General features: G+C 72.2%; 19 protein-coding genes. 9 read left to right on the forward strand and 10 right to left on the reverse strand.

Going from position 1 to position 16,227, the window contains the following annotated elements:
- Window positions 1-11: 11 nt before the first annotated feature.
- A complete protein-coding gene (locus JI751_RS13465) occupies window positions 12-1,184 on the reverse strand; it encodes an acyl-CoA dehydrogenase family protein (protein ID WP_236666256.1) in 1,173 nt (390 codons plus the stop codon).
- 54 nt (window positions 1,185-1,238) lie between these two features.
- Here JI751_RS13465 and JI751_RS13470 point away from each other — a divergent pair, with 54 nt between their 5' ends.
- A complete protein-coding gene (locus JI751_RS13470; protein ID WP_201937433.1) occupies window positions 1,239-1,673 on the forward strand; it encodes a CoA-binding protein in 435 nt (144 codons plus the stop codon).
- Here JI751_RS13470 and JI751_RS13475 read toward each other — a convergent pair.
- Genes JI751_RS13475 through lhgD form a run of 3 tightly spaced genes read right to left on the reverse strand, consistent with a single transcriptional unit; the run spans window position 1,670 to window position 4,767 of the window.
- Entirely contained in the window at window positions 1,670-2,554 is an 885-nt protein-coding gene (locus JI751_RS13475) for a phosphotransferase enzyme family protein (RefSeq protein ID WP_201937443.1), read from the reverse strand. The genes JI751_RS13470 and JI751_RS13475 overlap by 4 nt on opposite strands.
- Window positions 2,551-3,552 (reverse strand): Gfo/Idh/MocA family protein, encoded by a 1,002-nt coding sequence (locus JI751_RS13480; protein WP_201937445.1) that lies wholly within the window; start codon window positions 3,550-3,552, stop codon window positions 2,551-2,553. Before JI751_RS13480 ends, JI751_RS13475 begins: the two co-directional genes overlap by 4 nt.
- 9 nt (window positions 3,553-3,561) lie before the next feature.
- Window positions 3,562-4,767, reverse strand: coding sequence for an L-2-hydroxyglutarate dehydrogenase (gene lhgD, locus JI751_RS13485; RefSeq protein WP_201937447.1), 1,206 nt, complete (start codon window positions 4,765-4,767; stop codon window positions 3,562-3,564).
- A gap of 52 nt (window positions 4,768-4,819) precedes the next feature.
- On the opposite strand from lhgD, the gene arfB reads away from it, so the two are divergent.
- The gene (gene arfB, locus JI751_RS13490) at window positions 4,820-5,257 is read left to right on the forward strand and encodes an alternative ribosome rescue aminoacyl-tRNA hydrolase ArfB (RefSeq protein WP_201937449.1); all 438 of its coding nucleotides are present in this window, start codon (window positions 4,820-4,822) and stop codon (window positions 5,255-5,257) included.
- On the opposite strand, the gene purE is transcribed toward arfB, so the two are convergent.
- From purE to JI751_RS13520, 6 genes are all read right to left on the reverse strand, one after another.
- Window positions 5,258-5,800, reverse strand: a complete 543-nt coding sequence (purE, locus tag JI751_RS13495) for a 5-(carboxyamino)imidazole ribonucleotide mutase (protein ID WP_201937451.1) — start codon at window positions 5,798-5,800, stop codon at window positions 5,258-5,260.
- Window positions 5,801-5,803: 3 nt separating this feature from the next.
- Window positions 5,804-6,973: a 5-(carboxyamino)imidazole ribonucleotide synthase gene (locus JI751_RS13500; protein ID WP_201937458.1), complete on the reverse strand. Its 1,170-nt coding sequence runs from the start codon at window positions 6,971-6,973 to the stop codon at window positions 5,804-5,806.
- 20 nt (window positions 6,974-6,993) lie between these two features.
- Window positions 6,994-7,308 carry a winged helix-turn-helix domain-containing protein gene (locus JI751_RS13505; RefSeq protein WP_201937460.1) on the reverse strand — a complete coding sequence of 105 codons (315 nt, stop codon included), beginning with the start codon at window positions 7,306-7,308 and terminating at the stop codon, window positions 6,994-6,996.
- 106 nt (window positions 7,309-7,414) lie between these two features.
- Window positions 7,415-8,455 (reverse strand): adenylate/guanylate cyclase domain-containing protein, encoded by a 1,041-nt coding sequence (locus tag JI751_RS13510; protein ID WP_201937461.1) that lies wholly within the window; start codon window positions 8,453-8,455, stop codon window positions 7,415-7,417.
- Window positions 8,445-8,948: a PH domain-containing protein gene (locus JI751_RS21900; RefSeq protein WP_201937469.1), complete on the reverse strand. Its 504-nt coding sequence runs from the start codon at window positions 8,946-8,948 to the stop codon at window positions 8,445-8,447. Before JI751_RS21900 ends, JI751_RS13510 begins: the two co-directional genes overlap by 11 nt.
- Before the next feature lie 15 nt (window positions 8,949-8,963).
- On the reverse strand, window positions 8,964-9,764 hold the full coding sequence (locus tag JI751_RS13520; RefSeq protein ID WP_201937470.1) for a biotin--[acetyl-CoA-carboxylase] ligase: 801 nt from the start codon (window positions 9,762-9,764) through the stop codon (window positions 8,964-8,966).
- Window positions 9,765-9,826: 62 nt separating this feature from the next.
- Between JI751_RS13520 and JI751_RS13525 the strand changes: the two genes are divergently transcribed.
- The 7 genes from JI751_RS13525 (at window position 9,827) to JI751_RS13550 (ending at window position 16,225) form a co-directional block, all read left to right on the forward strand.
- Complete coding sequence (locus JI751_RS13525; protein ID WP_201937472.1) at window positions 9,827-11,434, forward strand: acyl-CoA carboxylase subunit beta; 1,608 nt, start codon at window positions 9,827-9,829, stop codon at window positions 11,432-11,434.
- Window positions 11,434-11,652, forward strand: coding sequence for an acyl-CoA carboxylase subunit epsilon (locus JI751_RS13530; protein ID WP_201937474.1), 219 nt, complete (start codon window positions 11,434-11,436; stop codon window positions 11,650-11,652). Before JI751_RS13525 ends, JI751_RS13530 begins: the two co-directional genes overlap by 1 nt.
- Window positions 11,653-11,770: 118 nt before the next feature.
- Complete coding sequence (locus JI751_RS21115) at window positions 11,771-12,772, forward strand: type IV toxin-antitoxin system AbiEi family antitoxin domain-containing protein (protein WP_236666257.1); 1,002 nt, start codon at window positions 11,771-11,773, stop codon at window positions 12,770-12,772.
- A gap of 41 nt (window positions 12,773-12,813) precedes the next feature.
- Complete coding sequence (locus tag JI751_RS13535) at window positions 12,814-14,505, forward strand: DUF885 domain-containing protein (protein WP_307814212.1); 1,692 nt, start codon at window positions 12,814-12,816, stop codon at window positions 14,503-14,505.
- On the forward strand, window positions 14,502-15,107 hold the full coding sequence (locus JI751_RS13540; RefSeq protein ID WP_201937479.1) for a Maf family protein: 606 nt from the start codon (window positions 14,502-14,504) through the stop codon (window positions 15,105-15,107). The genes JI751_RS13535 and JI751_RS13540 overlap by 4 nt, the downstream gene beginning before the upstream one ends.
- Window positions 15,108-15,125: 18 nt before the next feature.
- Window positions 15,126-15,767 carry a CDP-alcohol phosphatidyltransferase family protein gene (locus tag JI751_RS13545; RefSeq protein ID WP_307814213.1) on the forward strand — a complete coding sequence of 214 codons (642 nt, stop codon included), beginning with the start codon at window positions 15,126-15,128 and terminating at the stop codon, window positions 15,765-15,767.
- Entirely contained in the window at window positions 15,767-16,225 is a 459-nt protein-coding gene (locus JI751_RS13550) for a YqaA family protein (protein WP_201937481.1), read from the forward strand. Before JI751_RS13545 ends, JI751_RS13550 begins: the two co-directional genes overlap by 1 nt.
- Window positions 16,226-16,227: the final 2 nt, after the last annotated feature.

The raw sequence follows: 16,227 nt of genomic DNA on the forward strand, positions 1-16,227 counted from the left end.
CAGACGGGCGATCAGAGCTGTGACTGCACCCCGGCGAGGAGCTGCCGAGCCATCACGATCCGCTGGACCTGGTTGGTGCCCTCGTAGATCTGGGTGATCTTGGCGTCGCGCATCATCCGCTCGACCGGGTAGTCGCGGGTGAAGCCGTAGCCGCCGAGCACCTGCACGGCGTTCACGGTGACCTCCATGGCGACGTCGGAGGCGAAGCACTTCGCGGCCGCGCCGAAGAACGTGAGGTCGTCGTCGCCGCGCTCCGAGCGGCCGGCAGCGGCGTACGTCATCTGACGGGCCGCCTCGACCTTCATGCCCATGTCGGCGAGCATGAACTGGAGGCCCTGGAAGTCGGCGATCGACTTCCCGAACTGCTGGCGCTCCTTGGCGTAGTCCAGGGCGTAGTCGAGCGCGCCCTGCGCGACACCGACGGCCTGCGCGGCGATCGTGACGCGGGTGTGGTCGAGGGTCTTCATCGCGGTGGTGAAGCCGGTGCCCTCCTCGCCGATCATCCGGTCGGCGGGGATGCGGACCTTGTCGAGGTAGACCTCGCGGGTCGGCGAGCCCTTGATGCCGAGCTTCTTCTCCGGGGCACCGAAGGAGACGCCCTCGTCGGACTTCTCCACGACGAAGGCGGAGATGCCGCCGCGGGTCTTCTTCTCGGTGTCGGTGACCGCCATGACGGTGTAGAACTCCGACTCGCCCGCGTTGGTGATCCAGCGCTTCACGCCGTCGAGCACCCACTCGTCGCCGTCGCGGACCGCGCAGGTCTTCATGCTGCCCGCGTCGGAGCCGGCGTCGGGCTCGGAGAGGCAGTAGGAGAAGCCGCCCTCGCCGCGGGCGAGCGCGCCGAGGTACTTCTGCTTGAGCTCCTCGGAGCCCGCGATCTGCACCGGCAGCGAGCCAAGCTTGTTGACCGCCGGGATCAGCGAGGAGGAGACGCACGCGCGGGCGACCTCCTCGATCACCAGCACGGTGGCGAGCGCGTCGGCCCCGGCGCCGCCGTACTCCTCCGGCACGTGGGGGGCGTGGAAGTCGGAGGCGAGCAGCGCGGCCGCGGCCTCGTGCGGGTAGCGGGCCTCCTCGTCGACCTCGGCAGCGAACGGTGCGATCTTGGCGTCGGCGACCGCACGGACCGCCTCGCGGATGGCCTGGTGCTCCTCGGAGAGGGCGTAGAGGGGGAACTCGCTCATACCCCGGATTCTAGGACGTCCAAGCATTCTGGAGGAGGCGTCTACGGTGTGGTCATGGCCACTCCCCCGACCCCGTCCTGGCAGGACCCCGAGACCGTCGACGCGCTGCTGCGGGCCGAGACCTGGGCCGTGGTCGGGCTGTCCGGCGACCCGTCGCGGACGGCGTACTCCATCGCGAGCCTGCTGCAGGAGCGCGGCAAGCGGGTCGTCCCGATCCACCCGATGTTCGCCGAGCCCGACGCGTCCGAGGTGCTCGGCGAGAAGGGGTACGCCGCGCTGGCGGACGTGCCGTTCGACATCGACGTCGTCGACGTCTTCCGGCGCTCGGAGGCGGCGGGCGAGTTCGCCGACCAGGCCGTGGAGGTGGGAGCCGGCGGCGTCTGGTTCCAGCTCGGCGTGATCGACGAGGACGCCTTCGCGCGCACCCTCGCGGCCGGGGTGCCGATGGTCATGGACACCTGTCCGGCCATCGAGTGGCGCAAGCGCTAGTCCGTACGCACGCCCAGCTCGGCCAGCCGGCGCCGAGCGTCGGAGAGGCCCTTCTCGTTGTCGGCCCGCTCGATCCCGCCGGTGAGGTCGTCGGCTGCCAGCCGGCCGGCGAAGTAGACGCCCTGCACCACCTCGCGCATGCGACGGAAGGCGTCGAGGTGCCGGAGCTCGCCGTGGGCGAGGGGTCCGCGCGCGTCGTAGGCGTCGAGGAACGCCGTCGCGTGCTCGGCGCCCCCGAGGTACATCACCGCCGACGCGACGTCGTACAGCACCGGGCCCCGTGTCGACCCGGCCCAGTCGATCAGTCCGGTGGTGCCGGTCGCGTCGTCGTGGACGAACGCCTCAGGCGCGGGGTCGGCGTGCAGCGTGGCCCAGGTGAGCGCCAGCGGGTCGGTCTCGGCGCGCACGCCCGAGATGGCCGCGACCAGCCAGCCGTGCTCCGTGACGCCGGGCGCACCCGGCGCGAGCCAGTCCGCCGCGAACGTCGCCGTGGCCGGTTCGGGACCGAGGTCGGTCGCCGCGTGCACCCCGGCCAGGACGGTCGCGATCCACACCTGCTCGTCGTCCGACTCGCCCTCGAGCTCGCGCCCCGCCACGTGCTCGAGGAGCGCGAGGCCGGAGCCGTCGGGGGCGACCACGACGAGGCGGCCGTCGCGGGCGGGCAGCGGGCGCCCGGTGGCGAAGCCCGCGTCGGCGAGCGTCGTGGCGACCTCGCTGCCGGCGACGAGACCGGCCACCCCGCCCTCGGGCACGTGCTTGGCGACCCAGGTCGACCCGGCGTGCTCGACCAGCCACGTCTCGGAGTTCATCCCGCCGCCGAGCGGGCGCACGGGCGTCGTGACGCCCCAGTGCTCGACCAGCAGGGCGCTCGGGTCGATCACGCGTCGAGGTCCACGCGCGCCTCGGTCATCGCGATGCCGAGCTGGCGCAGCGACTCCTCCAGCACCCACTGCACGTCGAGGGTGTCGGCCAGCGGCATGACCGGGCTCTCGGTCAGCCCGGCCGCGAGGCACTCCTGCACCTCGACGGCCTGGTGTGCATAGCCCCGCCCGGTCGCCGGGCGCTCGACGGTCTCGGCCTCCTGCCCGTTGCGGCGTACGACGATCCGGCTCGGGTGGTGGAACGGCGGCTCCAGCTCGATCGAGCCCTTCGTGCCCACGATGGTCGCCCGGCCCGGCACCTCCGCGGCGAGCGTGCTGGTCAGCGACGCCGCACGCCCGTCGGCATAGGACAGGTGGAAGGCGGCGGACGCGTCGGCCCCGTTGTCGTACGTCGTCCCGGTGACCGTCACGCCGTCGGGTCGGCCCAGGAGGTCCTGGGCGAACGAGATCGGGTAGACGCCGAGGTCGAGGACCGACCCGCCACCGAGCGCCAGGTCGAAGAGCCGGCTGGTCGGGTCGAAGTCACGCTGGGCGCAGAAGTTCGCCTGGACGAGCAGGAGGTCGCCGATCTCGCCCGCAGCGATCAGCTCGCGGGCGTGCACGACCGCCGGCTGGAAGCGGGTCCACATCGCCTCCATGCAGAAGACCTGCGCGGCACGCGCGGCGTCGACCACCTCCTGCGCGCCGGCGAGGGTGGCCGTGAAGGCCTTCTCGACCAGCAGCGGGGTGCCGCCGTCGATCGCGGCGAGCGCGAGGTCGTGGTGCTGCGGGTGGGGCGTCGCGACGTAGATGACGTCGACCGCGCCGTCGCGGCCGGCGGCGAGGAGGTCGGCGTAGGTGCCCGAGGCGGGCGCACCGAAGCGCCCGGCGAAGTCGGCGGCCGACCCGGGCGAGCGGCTGCCGACGAACGCGATCTCGGCGCCGGCCACGTGGGCGAGGTCCTCGGAGAAGGCCGCGGCCATCCCCCCGGTCGCGGCGATGCCCCAGCGAGTCGTCATGGCGTCACCCTAGGACCCCTGCCACATCCGCTCGACCACATGCGCGGCGATGGCGAGGCTCGACGTCGCGCCCGGCGACGGGGCGTTGCGCACGCACGTGACGGCGTCGTCGCGGGTGATCCGGAAGTCGTCGACGAGGCTGCCGTCACGGTCGACCGCCTGGGCGCGCACGCCGGCGCCGGCGCGGCGCACGTCGCCGACGCCGATGTCCGGGACATAGCGCGACGCCCTGCCCATGAACACCCGCTGCGACGCGGATCCGACGACCTCCTCGACGCCCGTGCGCCAGTGCGCGCGCGCCATCCGCCAGGCACCCGGCCAGGCCACGAGCTCGCGCAGGTCGCGGGCCGACACGTCGCGCCGGCGGTAGCCCTCACGGCGCGTGGCGAGCACCGCGTTGGGGCCGACCTCGAGCTCACCCGTCACCCGGCGGGTGAAGTGGACGCCGAGGAAGGGATAGCGCGGGTCGGGGACGGGGTAGACCATCCCGCGGACGAGGTCCTGCTTGGCCTCGGTGACGGCGAGGTACTCCCCGCGGAACGGCACGATCACCGGACCCCTGTCGTCGCCCGCGAGCGTCGCGACGCGGTCGGCCTGCAACCCGGCGGCCACCACGACGTGGTCGAACCGCAGCGGCGCGTGGTCGCCCTCGACCGTCACCGCCGCGCCGTCGACCTGGCGGCGGATGCCGACCACCTCTGCGTCCAGCCGGACCTGGCCGCCGGCGGCCTCGACCTCGCTCGCGATGGCCCGGGTGACGGCGACGTAGTCGGTGATCGCGGTCTCCGGCGAGTGCAGCGCTGCGAGCCCTGCGGCGTACGGCTCCACGTCCCGGACCTGCTCGCTCGTCAGCCGCCTCAGCCCGGGCACGCCGTTCGCGGCGGCGGTGCGCTCGAGGGCGTCGAACCGCCCCATCTCGTCCGCATCGACGGCGACGACGAGCTTGCCGCACGCGACGTACGGGATCGCGTGCTCGGCGCAGAACTCGCGCAGCAGCGACCGGCCACGCGTGCAGAGCTCGGCCTTGAGGCTGCCCGGCTTGTAGTAGATGCCGGCGTGCACGACGCCGGAGTTGTGGCCGGTCTGGTGGGCGGCGAGGCGGTCCTCCTTCTCCAGCACCACGACCTCCGTGCCGGGTCGGCGGCGGACGATCTCGCGCGCGATCGCGACGCCGAGGATCCCGCCGCCGACGACTGCGATCCGCTGCTCCCCCATGTCGCAGACGGTCGCGTCCCGCTCCACCCGGCGTCAACCCCACAATGGGGGCATGCGCGACCTCCACGTCCCGGCCGGCCCCGGCCTCCCCGACGGCCTGGTCGTTCCCGCCGCCGAGCTCGTCGAGCGGTTCTCGAAGTCACCCGGCCCCGGGGGTCAGTCGGTCAACACCACGGACTCCCGCGTCGAGCTGGAGTACGACGTCGCGTCCTCGGCGGTCCTCACCTCGACCCAGCGGGCCAGGGCACTGCGCCGCTGGCCCTCCGGCACCGTCTCGATCGCCGCCTCCGAGCACCGGTCCCAGCACCGCAACCGGGTCGCCGCCCGGGAGCGTCTGGCCGAGATGCTTCGCGAGGCCCTCGCGCCCCCGCCGCCTCCCCGTCGGGCGACCCGACCCACCCGCGGGTCGAAGGAGCGGCGGCTGAAGTCGAAGAAGGAGCGCGCGCAGACCAAGGCGCTCCGCGGTCGGGTGCGCGGGCGGCCGGAGTAGCTAGAAGCCGACCTTGCTCCCGCTGCCCTTCGCCGCGCTGCGTACGGCGTCGCCCTTGGCGTGGGCGGTCTCGGCGAGGCCTGCGGCGTAGTCGACGAGACGTTGCTGGAGGTCGGAGTCGCTGGTGGCCAGGATGCGGGCGGCGAGGATGCCCGCGTTCTTGGCATTGCCGATGGCGACGGCGGCGACCGGGATCCCGCCGGGCATCTGGACGATGGAGAGGAGGGAGTCCATGCCGTCGAGGTACTTCAGCGGGACCGGGACGCCGATCACCGGCAGCGGCGTGACCGAGGCGAGCATGCCGGGCAGGTGGGCCGCTCCCCCGGCGCCGGCGATGATCACCGACAGCCCGCGGGTGTGCGCCTGCTGGCCCCACTCGATCATCTCGGTGGGCATCCGGTGGGCGGAGACCACGTCGGCCTCCCACACCACGCCCAGCTCGGTGAGGACCTCACCGGCGGCCTGCATGACCGGCCAGTCGGAGTCCGAGCCCATCACGATGCCGACCTTCACGGTCGGGCTCCCAGCGGTCTCGTCGGTCATCAGTCACTCACTCTCATTGCCGAGGTCGCCGCGGAACCACGCGGCGGCGTGCCGGGCGCGCTCGAGGCAGTCGTCGAGGTCGTCGCCGTAGGCGTTGACGTGGCCGACCTTGCGGCCGGGCCGGAGGTCCTTGCCGTAGAAGTGCACGCGCAGCTGCGGGTCGCGGGCCATCGCGTGCGGGAGGCCGTCGTAGAGCCGGCCGGTGTCGGTGGGTCCGCCGAGGATGTTGACCATCACGGTCCAGCGCTCACGCGGGGCCGGCGAACCCAGCGGGAGGTCCATGACGGCGCGCAGATGATTCTCGAACTGGGACGTCACGGCGCCGTCCTGGGACCAGTGGCCGGTGTTATGGGGGCGCATCGCCAGCTCGTTGACCAGGATCCGACCGTCGGTCGTCTCGAAGAGCTCGACGGCGAGGATGCCCGTGACGTCGAGCGCACCGGCGATCCGCAGGGCGATCTCCTGCGCCTGACCGGCCAGGGCGGGCGAGAGGTCCGGCGCGGGGGCGACGACCTCGTGGCAGATGCCGTCGAGCTGGGTCGAGGCGACGACCGGGTAGGCCGCGGCCTGGCCGCTCGGGGAGCGGGCGACGAGGGCCGACAGCTCGCGGCGGAAGTCGACGAGCTCCTCGGCGAGCACCTCGACACCGGCAGCCGCGGCGGCGGCGAAGGCGACCCCGGCCTCGTCGAGGGCGCGCACCACCCAGACGCCCTTGCCGTCATAGCCGCCCCGCGTGGTCTTGAGGACGCACGGCAGGCCGAAGTCGGCGACCTCCTCGGTCGTCGTCACCACGGCGTTGCGCGGGCACGGCACGTCCAGCTCGGCGAGACGGCGGCGCATGACGGCCTTGTCCTGGGCATGGACGAGCGCGTCCGGCCCGGGGCGTACGGCCACACCGTCCGCCTCGAGCGCGTGGAGGTGGTCCGTCGGGACGTGCTCGTGGTCGAAGGTGACCACGGCCGCGCCCTCGGTGACGCGACGGAGCGTGGGGAGGTCGGTGTGGTCACCGACGAGCTGGTCGGGGATCACCTGGGCGGCGGAGACGCCTTCAGCCTCGGCGAGCAGGCGCAGCGGCAGGCCGAGCGCGATCGCGGGCTGCGCCATCATCCGGGCGAGCTGGCCGCCCCCGATGACGGCGAGCGTGGGAGCGCGGTGGGAGCCGGTCGAGGACACGACCGGAGCCTATCGACCGCTCAGCTGGCGATCCGCGCCGCCGTCTCGAAGCGGAGGCCGCGACCGCGGTGGGTCGTGATCAGCGTCGGGTTGCGCGGGTCGTCGTCGAGCTTGCGACGCAGCCACCCGAGGTGCACGTCGATGGTCTTGGAGTTCGTGTAGAACGACGTCTGCCACACGTCCGCCATCAGCTCGCTGCGCGTGACGATGTCACCGGGGCGCGCCATCAGAGCCTGCAGGAGCTGGAACTCCTTGCGGCTCAGGCGGATCTCACGGTCGCCCCGCCACACCTGTCGCGTGCCCGGGTCCAGTCGCACGTCTTGCACAGCCAACACGAGGCCGAACGTAAGGATCCGACACCCCTCCGGGTGGCCTTTTGGCCGAAAGATGCACGACTGGTCTGGTCCACCTCGCACGCTCCGGACGGGCTCCCGAGACAGGTCAGCGACGGCGTACGGCCACCGGTTCGACGAGGCCGAAGCCCCGCACGGGACGGGCCGGGAGCCGCCTGCTCTCCCACTCCGCGGGCGGCAGCAGGTCGGCGGTGTTCTGGTCCACGATGAGCCGGTTGCGGCGCGCGACCTGGGTCAGGCGGGCGGCCATGTTGACCGGCGGCCCGAAGATGTCGCCGAGCCGCTGGATGACCGGTCCGCTCGCCAGCCCGAGGCGGACGTCGGGCATCTTGGCGTCGCGGCCGATCACGTTGATGATCCCCTCGGCCACCGCGATGCCGTCCTCCGCGCCGCCGGTGACGAACAGCACCGAGTCGCCGAGGCTCTTGATGATCCGCCCGGCGTAGCGCGCGACGACGTCCTGGCAGCGACTCTCGAACACCTCGACGAGGTCGCCGATCTCCTCGCGGTCGAGCGTGTTGGACAGCGCGGTGAACGACACCAGGTCGGCGAACCCGACGGTCACGTCGATGGTGTGGAGGTCCTCGTCCTTGGCCCCCATCGCCTCGATCCGGCCGACGGCCGCGGCGAGGTGCCGGCGCCACGCATAGATGAGGAGGTCCTCGAAGGGCGGGTTGACCTCGTTGATCAGGCGCAGGGCGGAGCCGATGCGCGAGCCGGTGGCCTCGTCGCCCGACTCCAGCTCCTCGACGCGGTGCACGAGGGTCGAGACCTCCCAGTCGGCGAGCCGGGCCATGGTCTGGCCGACGCCGCGGGTGAGGTTCACCGCCATGTCGAAGTCGACCGCACCCGCGTCGACGAAGCCCATCAGCGTCGCGACGGCCTCGACGTCGGCAGTGGTGTAGGCCTTCTCGCCGACGAACTCCGGGAAGCCGAGCGCGCGCCACAGCCGGCGGGTCTGGTCGATCGTGATGCCGGTCTCGGCGGCCACCTCGAGCGCGCTCAGCTCGGGCTTGCTGCGGAGGATCGCGTCGTCGAGCTGCTCACCCGGCCGCCGCGCCTCGGACTTCTTCCTCGACGACGTCCTGGCCCGGGGCTTGCCCTTCTTCGGCGTGCGCTCAGGTGCCATCGTCGCGGCGGTCACCGCCGGAGAGCCGGTGCAGCTCGTCGGAGACCTGGAGCTGGACCTTCTCCACCTCGGGGATGTCGTGGAGCTCGACCTGGCCGTCGGTGCTGGCGTCGGACACGACGAGCGTGCCGCAGCCGAAGACCCGGTCGATCACGCCGATCTCGAAGTCGACGCCGCTGATCCGGTTGAGCGGGATCGTGCGGCCCTCCTTGGCGATGAAGCCGGAGCGCTTGATGAAGCGGCGGTTGGTGAAGGTGTAGGTCGTGGTGAGCCACCTCAGGAACGGCCCCACGACGAACCACACGACGACGCCGAGGAACAGGATCCACACCACCAGCGACCCCACCGAGCTGTCGATCAGCCGGCTCAGGAAGATCGCGGCGGCCAGCGCCACGAGCACGACGAGGCCGGGCAGGATCAGAGCCTTGACGTGCGTCCGGGTGGAGACGACGACGTGTTCGCCCGCGTTGAGGAGCTTGGTCGGAAAGGCCACGCAGCGATCATGTCACTAGGCCGGCCGGACGTGCACCACATCGCCGGCCGCGACGGTGAGGGTGCCGTCGTCGGTCCCGACGACCAGCGCCCCGGACGCGTCGATGTCCAGCGCCTCCCCACGGCGTACGTCGCCCGCGGGCAGGTGCACGTCGACCGTGCGGCCGAGCGTGACGCACACGTCGGCGTACGCCGCGCGCAGCGACTCGGTGTCGTCGAGCAGGCCCTGGAGGCCGTGGAGCGAGCCGAGCACCTGGCCGAGCAGGCCGGTGCGCTCGACCGGCTCGCCGGTCTCGAGGGCGACGGAGGTGGCGAGCGCGATCGGCAGCTCGTCGAGCGTCTGGTCGACGTTGATGCCGACCCCGACGACCGCGATCGGACCGCCCGCGGTCTCGATCCGCTCGACCAGGATGCCCGCGACCTTGCGGCCCGTGCCGAGGTCGCCGCCGTCGACCAGCACGTCGTTGGGCCACTTCAGCGCGATGTCGGGCAGCCGGTCGGCGAGCGCCGCCTGGACGGCGTACCCCGTGAGCAGCGGCAGCCACGACCACGACTCGGGAGGCACGTCGGGGCGCAGGAGCACCGAGAAGGTCAGCGACGAGCGCGGCGGCGTCTCCCACGTGCGGTCGAGCCGGCCGCGTCCCGCGGTCTGGTGCTCGGTGACCAGCACGAGCCCCGGCTCCTCGCCGTCGCGGGCACGCGCCGCGAGCGCGGCGTTGGTGGATGGGGTCGCCTCCTCGACCTCGACCCGCCATCCGGCGGGCGCGACGAGCCGCGCGAGGTCGAGAGGTGGGCGCGATGCCGGTGCGTCGGTCATGGCACTAGATTGCCGGATGGACCAGCGACCGACGCAGACCAGGCAACTCAGGAGGCCCCCGCGTGAGCGCACAGCCGGGTGAGGACAACACGATCGACCTGCACACGACGGCCGGCAAGCTCGCCGACCTCGAGCAGCGCCTCGACGAGGCGGTGCACGCCGGCTCGGCGAAGGCGATCGAGAAGCAGCACGCGAAGGGTCGCAAGACCGCCCGCGAGCGCATCGAGATGCTCTTCGACGAGGGCACCTTCGTCGAGCTCGACGAGCTCGCGCGGCACCGCTCGACGGCGTTCGGGCTGGAGAAGACCCGCCCCTACGGCGACGGCGTGGTGACCGGCTACGGCGAGGTCAACGGCCGCATGGTCTGCGTCTTCAGCCAGGACTTCACCGTCTTCGGCGGCTCGCTGGGCGAGGTCTACGGCGAGAAGATCACCAAGGTCATGGACCTCGCGATCAAGACCGGTTGCCCGATCATCGGCATCAACGAGGGCGCCGGCGCCCGGATCCAGGAGGGCGTGGTCAGCCTCGGCCTCTACGGCGAGATCTTCCGCCGCAACGTGCACGCCTCGGGCGTCATCCCGCAGATCAGCCTGATCATGGGCAACTGCGCCGGCGGGCACGTCTACTCCCCCGCCGTCACCGACTTCACCGTGATGGTCGACCAGACCTCCGCGATGTTCATCACCGGACCCGACGTGATCAAGACCGTCACCGGCGAGGACGTCACCATGGAGGACCTCGGCGGCGCCCGGACGCACAACACCAAGTCGGGCAACGCCCACTACATGGCCTCCGACGAGGAGGACGCCATCGAGTACGTCAAGGCGATGCTGTCCTACCTCCCGCAGAACAACCTCGACCCGGCGCCGGAGTACGACGAGCTGCCGGACATGGAGGTCACCGACACCGACCGGGCCCTCGACAACCTCATCCCCGACGGGTCCAACCAGCCCTACGACATGCACGACGTGATCACCGCCGTGCTCGACGACGAGGAGTTCCTCGAGGTCCAGGAGCTGTTCGCCCCCAACATCCTCGTCGGCTTCGGCCGCGTCGAGGGTCGCTCGGTCGGCATCGTGGCCAACCAGCCGATGCAGTTCGCCGGCACGCTCGACATCGACGCCTCGGAGAAGGCCGCACGGTTCGTCCGCTTCTGCGACGCCTTCAACCTGCCGGTCCTCACGTTCGTCGACGTCCCCGGCTTCCTGCCGGGCACCGACCAGGAGTGGCAGGGCATCATCCGCCGCGGCGCGAAGCTGATCTACGCCTACGCCGAGGCCACGGTCCCCCTCATCACGGTCATCACCCGCAAGGCCTACGGCGGGGCCTACGACGTGATGGGCTCCAAGCACCTCGGCGCCGACATCAACGTCGCCTGGCCCACCGCGCAGATCGCCGTGATGGGCGCCCAGGGTGCCGCCAACATCGTGCACCGCAAGACCCTCAAGGCCGTGCAGGACGAGGGCGGCGACGTCGAGGCAAGGCGCGCGGAGCTGATCGACGAGTACGAGACCACGCTCGCCAACCCCTACATCGCCGCCGAGCGCGGCTACGTCGACGCCGTCATCGCACCCCACGAGACCCGTGTCGAGATCATCCGCTCGCTGCGCCTGCTGCGCTCCAAGCGGGAGACCCTCCCGCCCAAGAAGCACGGGAACATCCCCCTCTGATGGCCGACGCACACGAGACCTCGCTCCTCCAGGTCGTCAACGCCGACGCGACCCCCGAGGAGGTCGCGGCCCTGGTCGCGGTCTTCTCGGCACTGGTGTCGGCCGGCGACGACGCCCCGAAGCGTCCGCGCCCGGCCTGGAGCAACCCGGCCCGCTCGGTCCGGCAGACCCACCGCACCGGCGTCGGCGCCTGGCGCGCGAGCGGCCTGCCGCACTGACGTACGTCGACAGTGGAGTCGGCGGCCCGACCTAGCGGCCGGCGGCTCCACAGATGACTCGTCCACAGATCTTCGAACGGTCTCGCGCGAGCGCTCGGCCGCTTGTCATCGTCGTCGCATGCCCCGCCGCGCCACCAGCACCCTCGACGAGTCAGCCCTCGCGCGCCTGCTGGAGCGCCAGGACGGGGTGGTGTCTCGCGGCCAGCTGGTCGGTCTCGGCGCCTCCCGCGCGGACGTACGACGCCTCCTCGCCCGCCGCGAGCTCGTGCCGGTCCACCCGAGGGTGTACGTCGACCACTCGGGGACGCCGACCCGGCGCCAGCGGGAGTGGGCAGCGGTCCTCGCGTGCGCTCCGGCAGCCCTCCACCGCGAGTCCGCGCTCGATGCCCACGGCATGACGCGGGACCGCACGTCAGGCGCCGGGGACCGTGCGATCCATGTCCTGGTCGACCGTGAGCGCCGCGTCGTGCCTCCACCCGGCGTGATCGTCGAGAGGGCGAGCGACCGGCAGGCATGGGTGCAGGACAACAGACGGCCACCGCGCGCCGCCTTCGACTTCGCGGTCCTCAAGGTGGCCGGAGATCGCACCGACGCAGACTCGATCGCACTCCTCTCCGACGCTGTGCACCAGGGGATGACGACGGCCGCGCGGCTGGTGGACACGATCGACCGCCTGCCGCGGCTGCGCCGTCGTGCGCTGCTCCGCGAGATCCTGGCCGACGTCGCGGCAGGGACACGCTCGGTGCTGGAGCGTCGCTACCTGCGCGACGTCGAGCGCGCCCATGGCCTCCCGCAGGGCGAGCGCCAGCTGAGGCAGGACACCGCGAGCGGCGCGGTCCACCGCGACGTCCGCTATCCCGTCGAGCGGACGCTCGTCGAGCTCGACGGCGCCTTCGGGCACCGCGACGCTGTCGACCGGTGGGCCGATCTCCAGCGCGACCTCGATGCTGCCGTCGAGGATCACGTCACGCTCCGACCGGGCTGGGCGCAGGTCCTCGAACCGTGCCGACTGGCCGGGCTGGTGGCAGCCGTCCTGCAGAGCCGCGGGTGGGCGGGAGCGCCAGTCCGGTGCGGATCCGCGTGCACCATCGTCGACAGTGGAGCCAGCGGCCCGACCTAGGGGCCCCGGGCTCCACCGTCGGCACGGTTAGGGTCGTCGCCGTGACTGAGACCCGCACGATCGATGCCCTCTGCGACGCCTACGTCGACGACTACTGCGCCTTGGACCCGCTGACCGCCACCTCGGTCGGGGTGGCCGGCCACGAGCACGAGATGACCGACTACTCCCCCGCCGGCTTCGACGCCCGCGAGGCGCTGGCGCGCGAGGTGGTGGCGGCGGTCGAGGCGGCGACGCCGGTCGACGACCGCGAGGCCGCCGCGCAGGACGCGTTCCTCGAGCGCACCCGGCTCGAGATCGCGCTGGAGGACGCCGGGGTCAACCGGTCCCGCATGTCGGTGCTGTGGAGCCCGCTCCACGAGATCCGCGGTGTCTTCGACCTGATGCCGACCGAGGGCGAGGAGGCGGTGGCCGCGATCGCGGCGCGGCTCGAGGCCGTCCCCGCCGCGCTCGAGGGGCTGCGCGTCACGCTCTCCGACGAGGCTCGCAAGGGCAACGTCGTCGCCGCCCGGCAGTACGCCGAGGTGGCCGAGCAGGTGCGCCGCTGGACCGGCCAGGTGGGCGACGCCGGCGACTTCTACCTCGGGCTGGTCGACCGGCTGGAGGGCGGCGACCCGGCCCACCTCCGGGCGCTGGCGGGGGCGGCGAGCGCCGCGACGGCATCGTTCGGGCTGTTCCTGTCCGACGAGCTCGAGCCGCAGGGCCGGGACACGGAGGGCGTGGGCCGCGAGGCCTACGCGCTGGCCAGCCGCTACTTCCTCGGCGCCGAGGTCGACCTCGACGAGACCTACGCGTGGGGGTGGACCGAGCTCCAGCGGCTGTCCGACCTCATGAGCGCCACCGCCGACCGGATCCTGCCGGGCGCGGACGTCGACGGAGCCGTCGCCCACCTCGACGCCGACCCCGAGCGGGTGGTCCACGGACGCGAGGCCTTCCGTGACTGGATGCAGCAGCTCGCGGACCGGACCATCGAGGAGATGGCCGGCGTCCACTTCGACATCCCCGACCCGATCCGCCGCATCGAGTGCATGCTCGCGCCGACCAACGACGGCGGCATCTACTACACCGGCCCGTCCGAGGACTTCGCGCGACCGGGCCGGATGTGGTGGTCGGTGCCCGACGGGATCGAGGACTTCCACCCGTGGCGCGAGGTCACGACGGTCTACCACGAGGGCGTGCCCGGCCATCACCTCCAGGTCGCGCAGACGGCCTACCGCCAGGACACGCTCAACCGCTGGCAGCGGCTCATGTGCTGGTGCAGCGGCCACGGCGAGGGCTGGGCGCTCTACGCCGAGCGGCTGATGGAGGAGCTCGGCTTCCTCGACGACCCGGCCGACCTGCTCGGCATGCTCGACGGCCAGTCGCTGCGCGCGACGCGGGTCATCGTCGACATCGGCATGCACCTCGAGCTGACCATCCCCGAGGACAACCGCCTCGGCGCCGGCGGCACCGCCTTCCACCCCGGCGAGACGTGGACGCCCGAGCTCGGCCTGGAGTTCATGCGGCTGCACTGCCGGATGGACGACGAGTTCATCCAGTTCGAGGTCAAGCGCTACCTCGGCCTGCCCGGCCAGGCACCCTCCTACAAGGTCGGCGAGCGCATCTGGCTCGAGGCGCGAGCGGCCGTCCAGCAGCGCCAGGGCGACGACTTCGACCTCAAGGCCTTCCACCGTGCGGCGCTCGACCTCGGCTCGCTCGGGCTCGACCCGCTCCGCACGGCGCTGGAGCGCCTGTGACGACACCACTCGTCCTCGCCTCGGCCTCCCCCGCACGCCGTACGACGTTGCGCGCGGCCGGGCTCGACCCGATCGTCGTGGTGAGCGGGGTCGACGAGTCCCAGGTGGTCGACGTGACCCCGGCCGAGCTCGCGCTCCAGCTGGCCGAGCTCAAGTGCGCGGCGGTCGTCGGACGCGAGGAGGTGCCGGCGGACGCGCTCGTGCTGGGCTGCGACTCGGTGCTCGAGCTCGACGGCGAGGCCCTGGGCAAGCCCCACGACGCCGACGAGGCGCGCCTCAGGTGGCGCGCGATGCGCGGCCGGTCGGGCGTGCTGCACAGCGGACACTGCCTGCGCGACGTCGCCAGCGGCCGGGTGGCCGCCGCCACCGGGTCGACGACGGTGCACTTCGCCGACGTCACCGACGAGGAGATCGACGCCTACGTCGCCACGGGCGAGCCGCTGGAGGTCGCCGGGGCGTTCACCATCGACGGCGTCGGCGGCGCCTTCGTCACCGGGATCGAAGGCGACCACCACAACGTGGTCGGGGTCAGCCTGCCGCTGCTGCGCGAGCTGGTCCTCGAGCTCGGACACGCATGGCCGACCCTGTGGTCCCGGGCCTGAGGCGCTAGCATCCCGGGCGTGGGGAGCGCAGTTCGTGGTGGGGTGCAGGCCCAGCCTGTCGCCGACCCCGACGACCGCTACGGCGTCCGCGAGGAGCGGCTGCTGACCGGGGCGACCGTCATCACCGCGATCCGTACGATCGCCTCCGTCGTCCTGGCCGCCATGGCTGCCCACCAGGAGAGCCTGTACCTGTTGGTCGCCGCCCTCGTCGTCTACTGGATCGGCGACATGCTCGACGGGTTCTACGCCCGCATCCGCGACTGCGAGACCCGTATCGGCGCCGTGCTCGACATCATGTGCGACCGGCTCAACGCGGGCGCCTTCTACATCGGACTGGCGTGGCTGCAGCCCGACCTGTCGCCGGCGATCTTCGTCTACCTCGCCGAGTTCATGGTGGTGGACTGCTTCCTCTCGATCGCGTTCCTGGCGTGGCCGGTGCGCAGCCCCAACTACTTCTTCGTCGTCGACCGGCCGATCTGGCTGTGGAACTGGTCGAAGCCCGCCAAGGCGGTCAACAGCGCGCTCTTCGCCGTGCTCCTCCTGGTCACCGGATGGATGTGGGTCGGCCTGGTCATCGCCCTGGCCCTGCTCGCCCTCAAGGTGGTCTCGCTGCACCGGCTGGTGCGGATCGGCCTGCCCGTCCCCGGCGCCGCGGGCTGATGCTCTTCTGGAGCGTCTTCGGCGCCTCGATCGCCTCGGCGCTGCTGCCGCTCATCAACATCGAGGCCATCCTCGCGGTCTCGATCAGCCAGGCGCCGTCGCACGCCTGGCTGCTGGTCATCGCGGCCACGATCGGCCAGATGGTCGGCAAGGTCCTCTGGTACTGGGGCGGCATGCACATCGAGCGCGCCCCCTGGGTGAGCCGTCAGCTCGACAAGCCGAAGGCCAAGGCGTCGCTCGAGCGGTGGCACGAGCGCGCGGAGGGGCGGCCGTGGTTCACGGCCGCGCTGCTCTTCGTCTCCGCGGCCACCGGCTTCCCGCCGTACGCCATCACGGCGGTGCTGGCCGGCACCCTCCGCGTGCCGTTCTGGATCTTCCTGGTGACCGGCACCCTCGGGCGCGGGCTGCGGTTCTGGGCCGTCGTCTACGGCACGTCGTCCGTGCTCGGCTTCTTCTGAGG

Origin of the sequence: Nocardioides baculatus (assembly GCF_016735675.1) — a bacterium.
GTDB lineage: Bacteria > Actinomycetota > Actinomycetes > Propionibacteriales > Nocardioidaceae > Nocardioides > Nocardioides baculatus.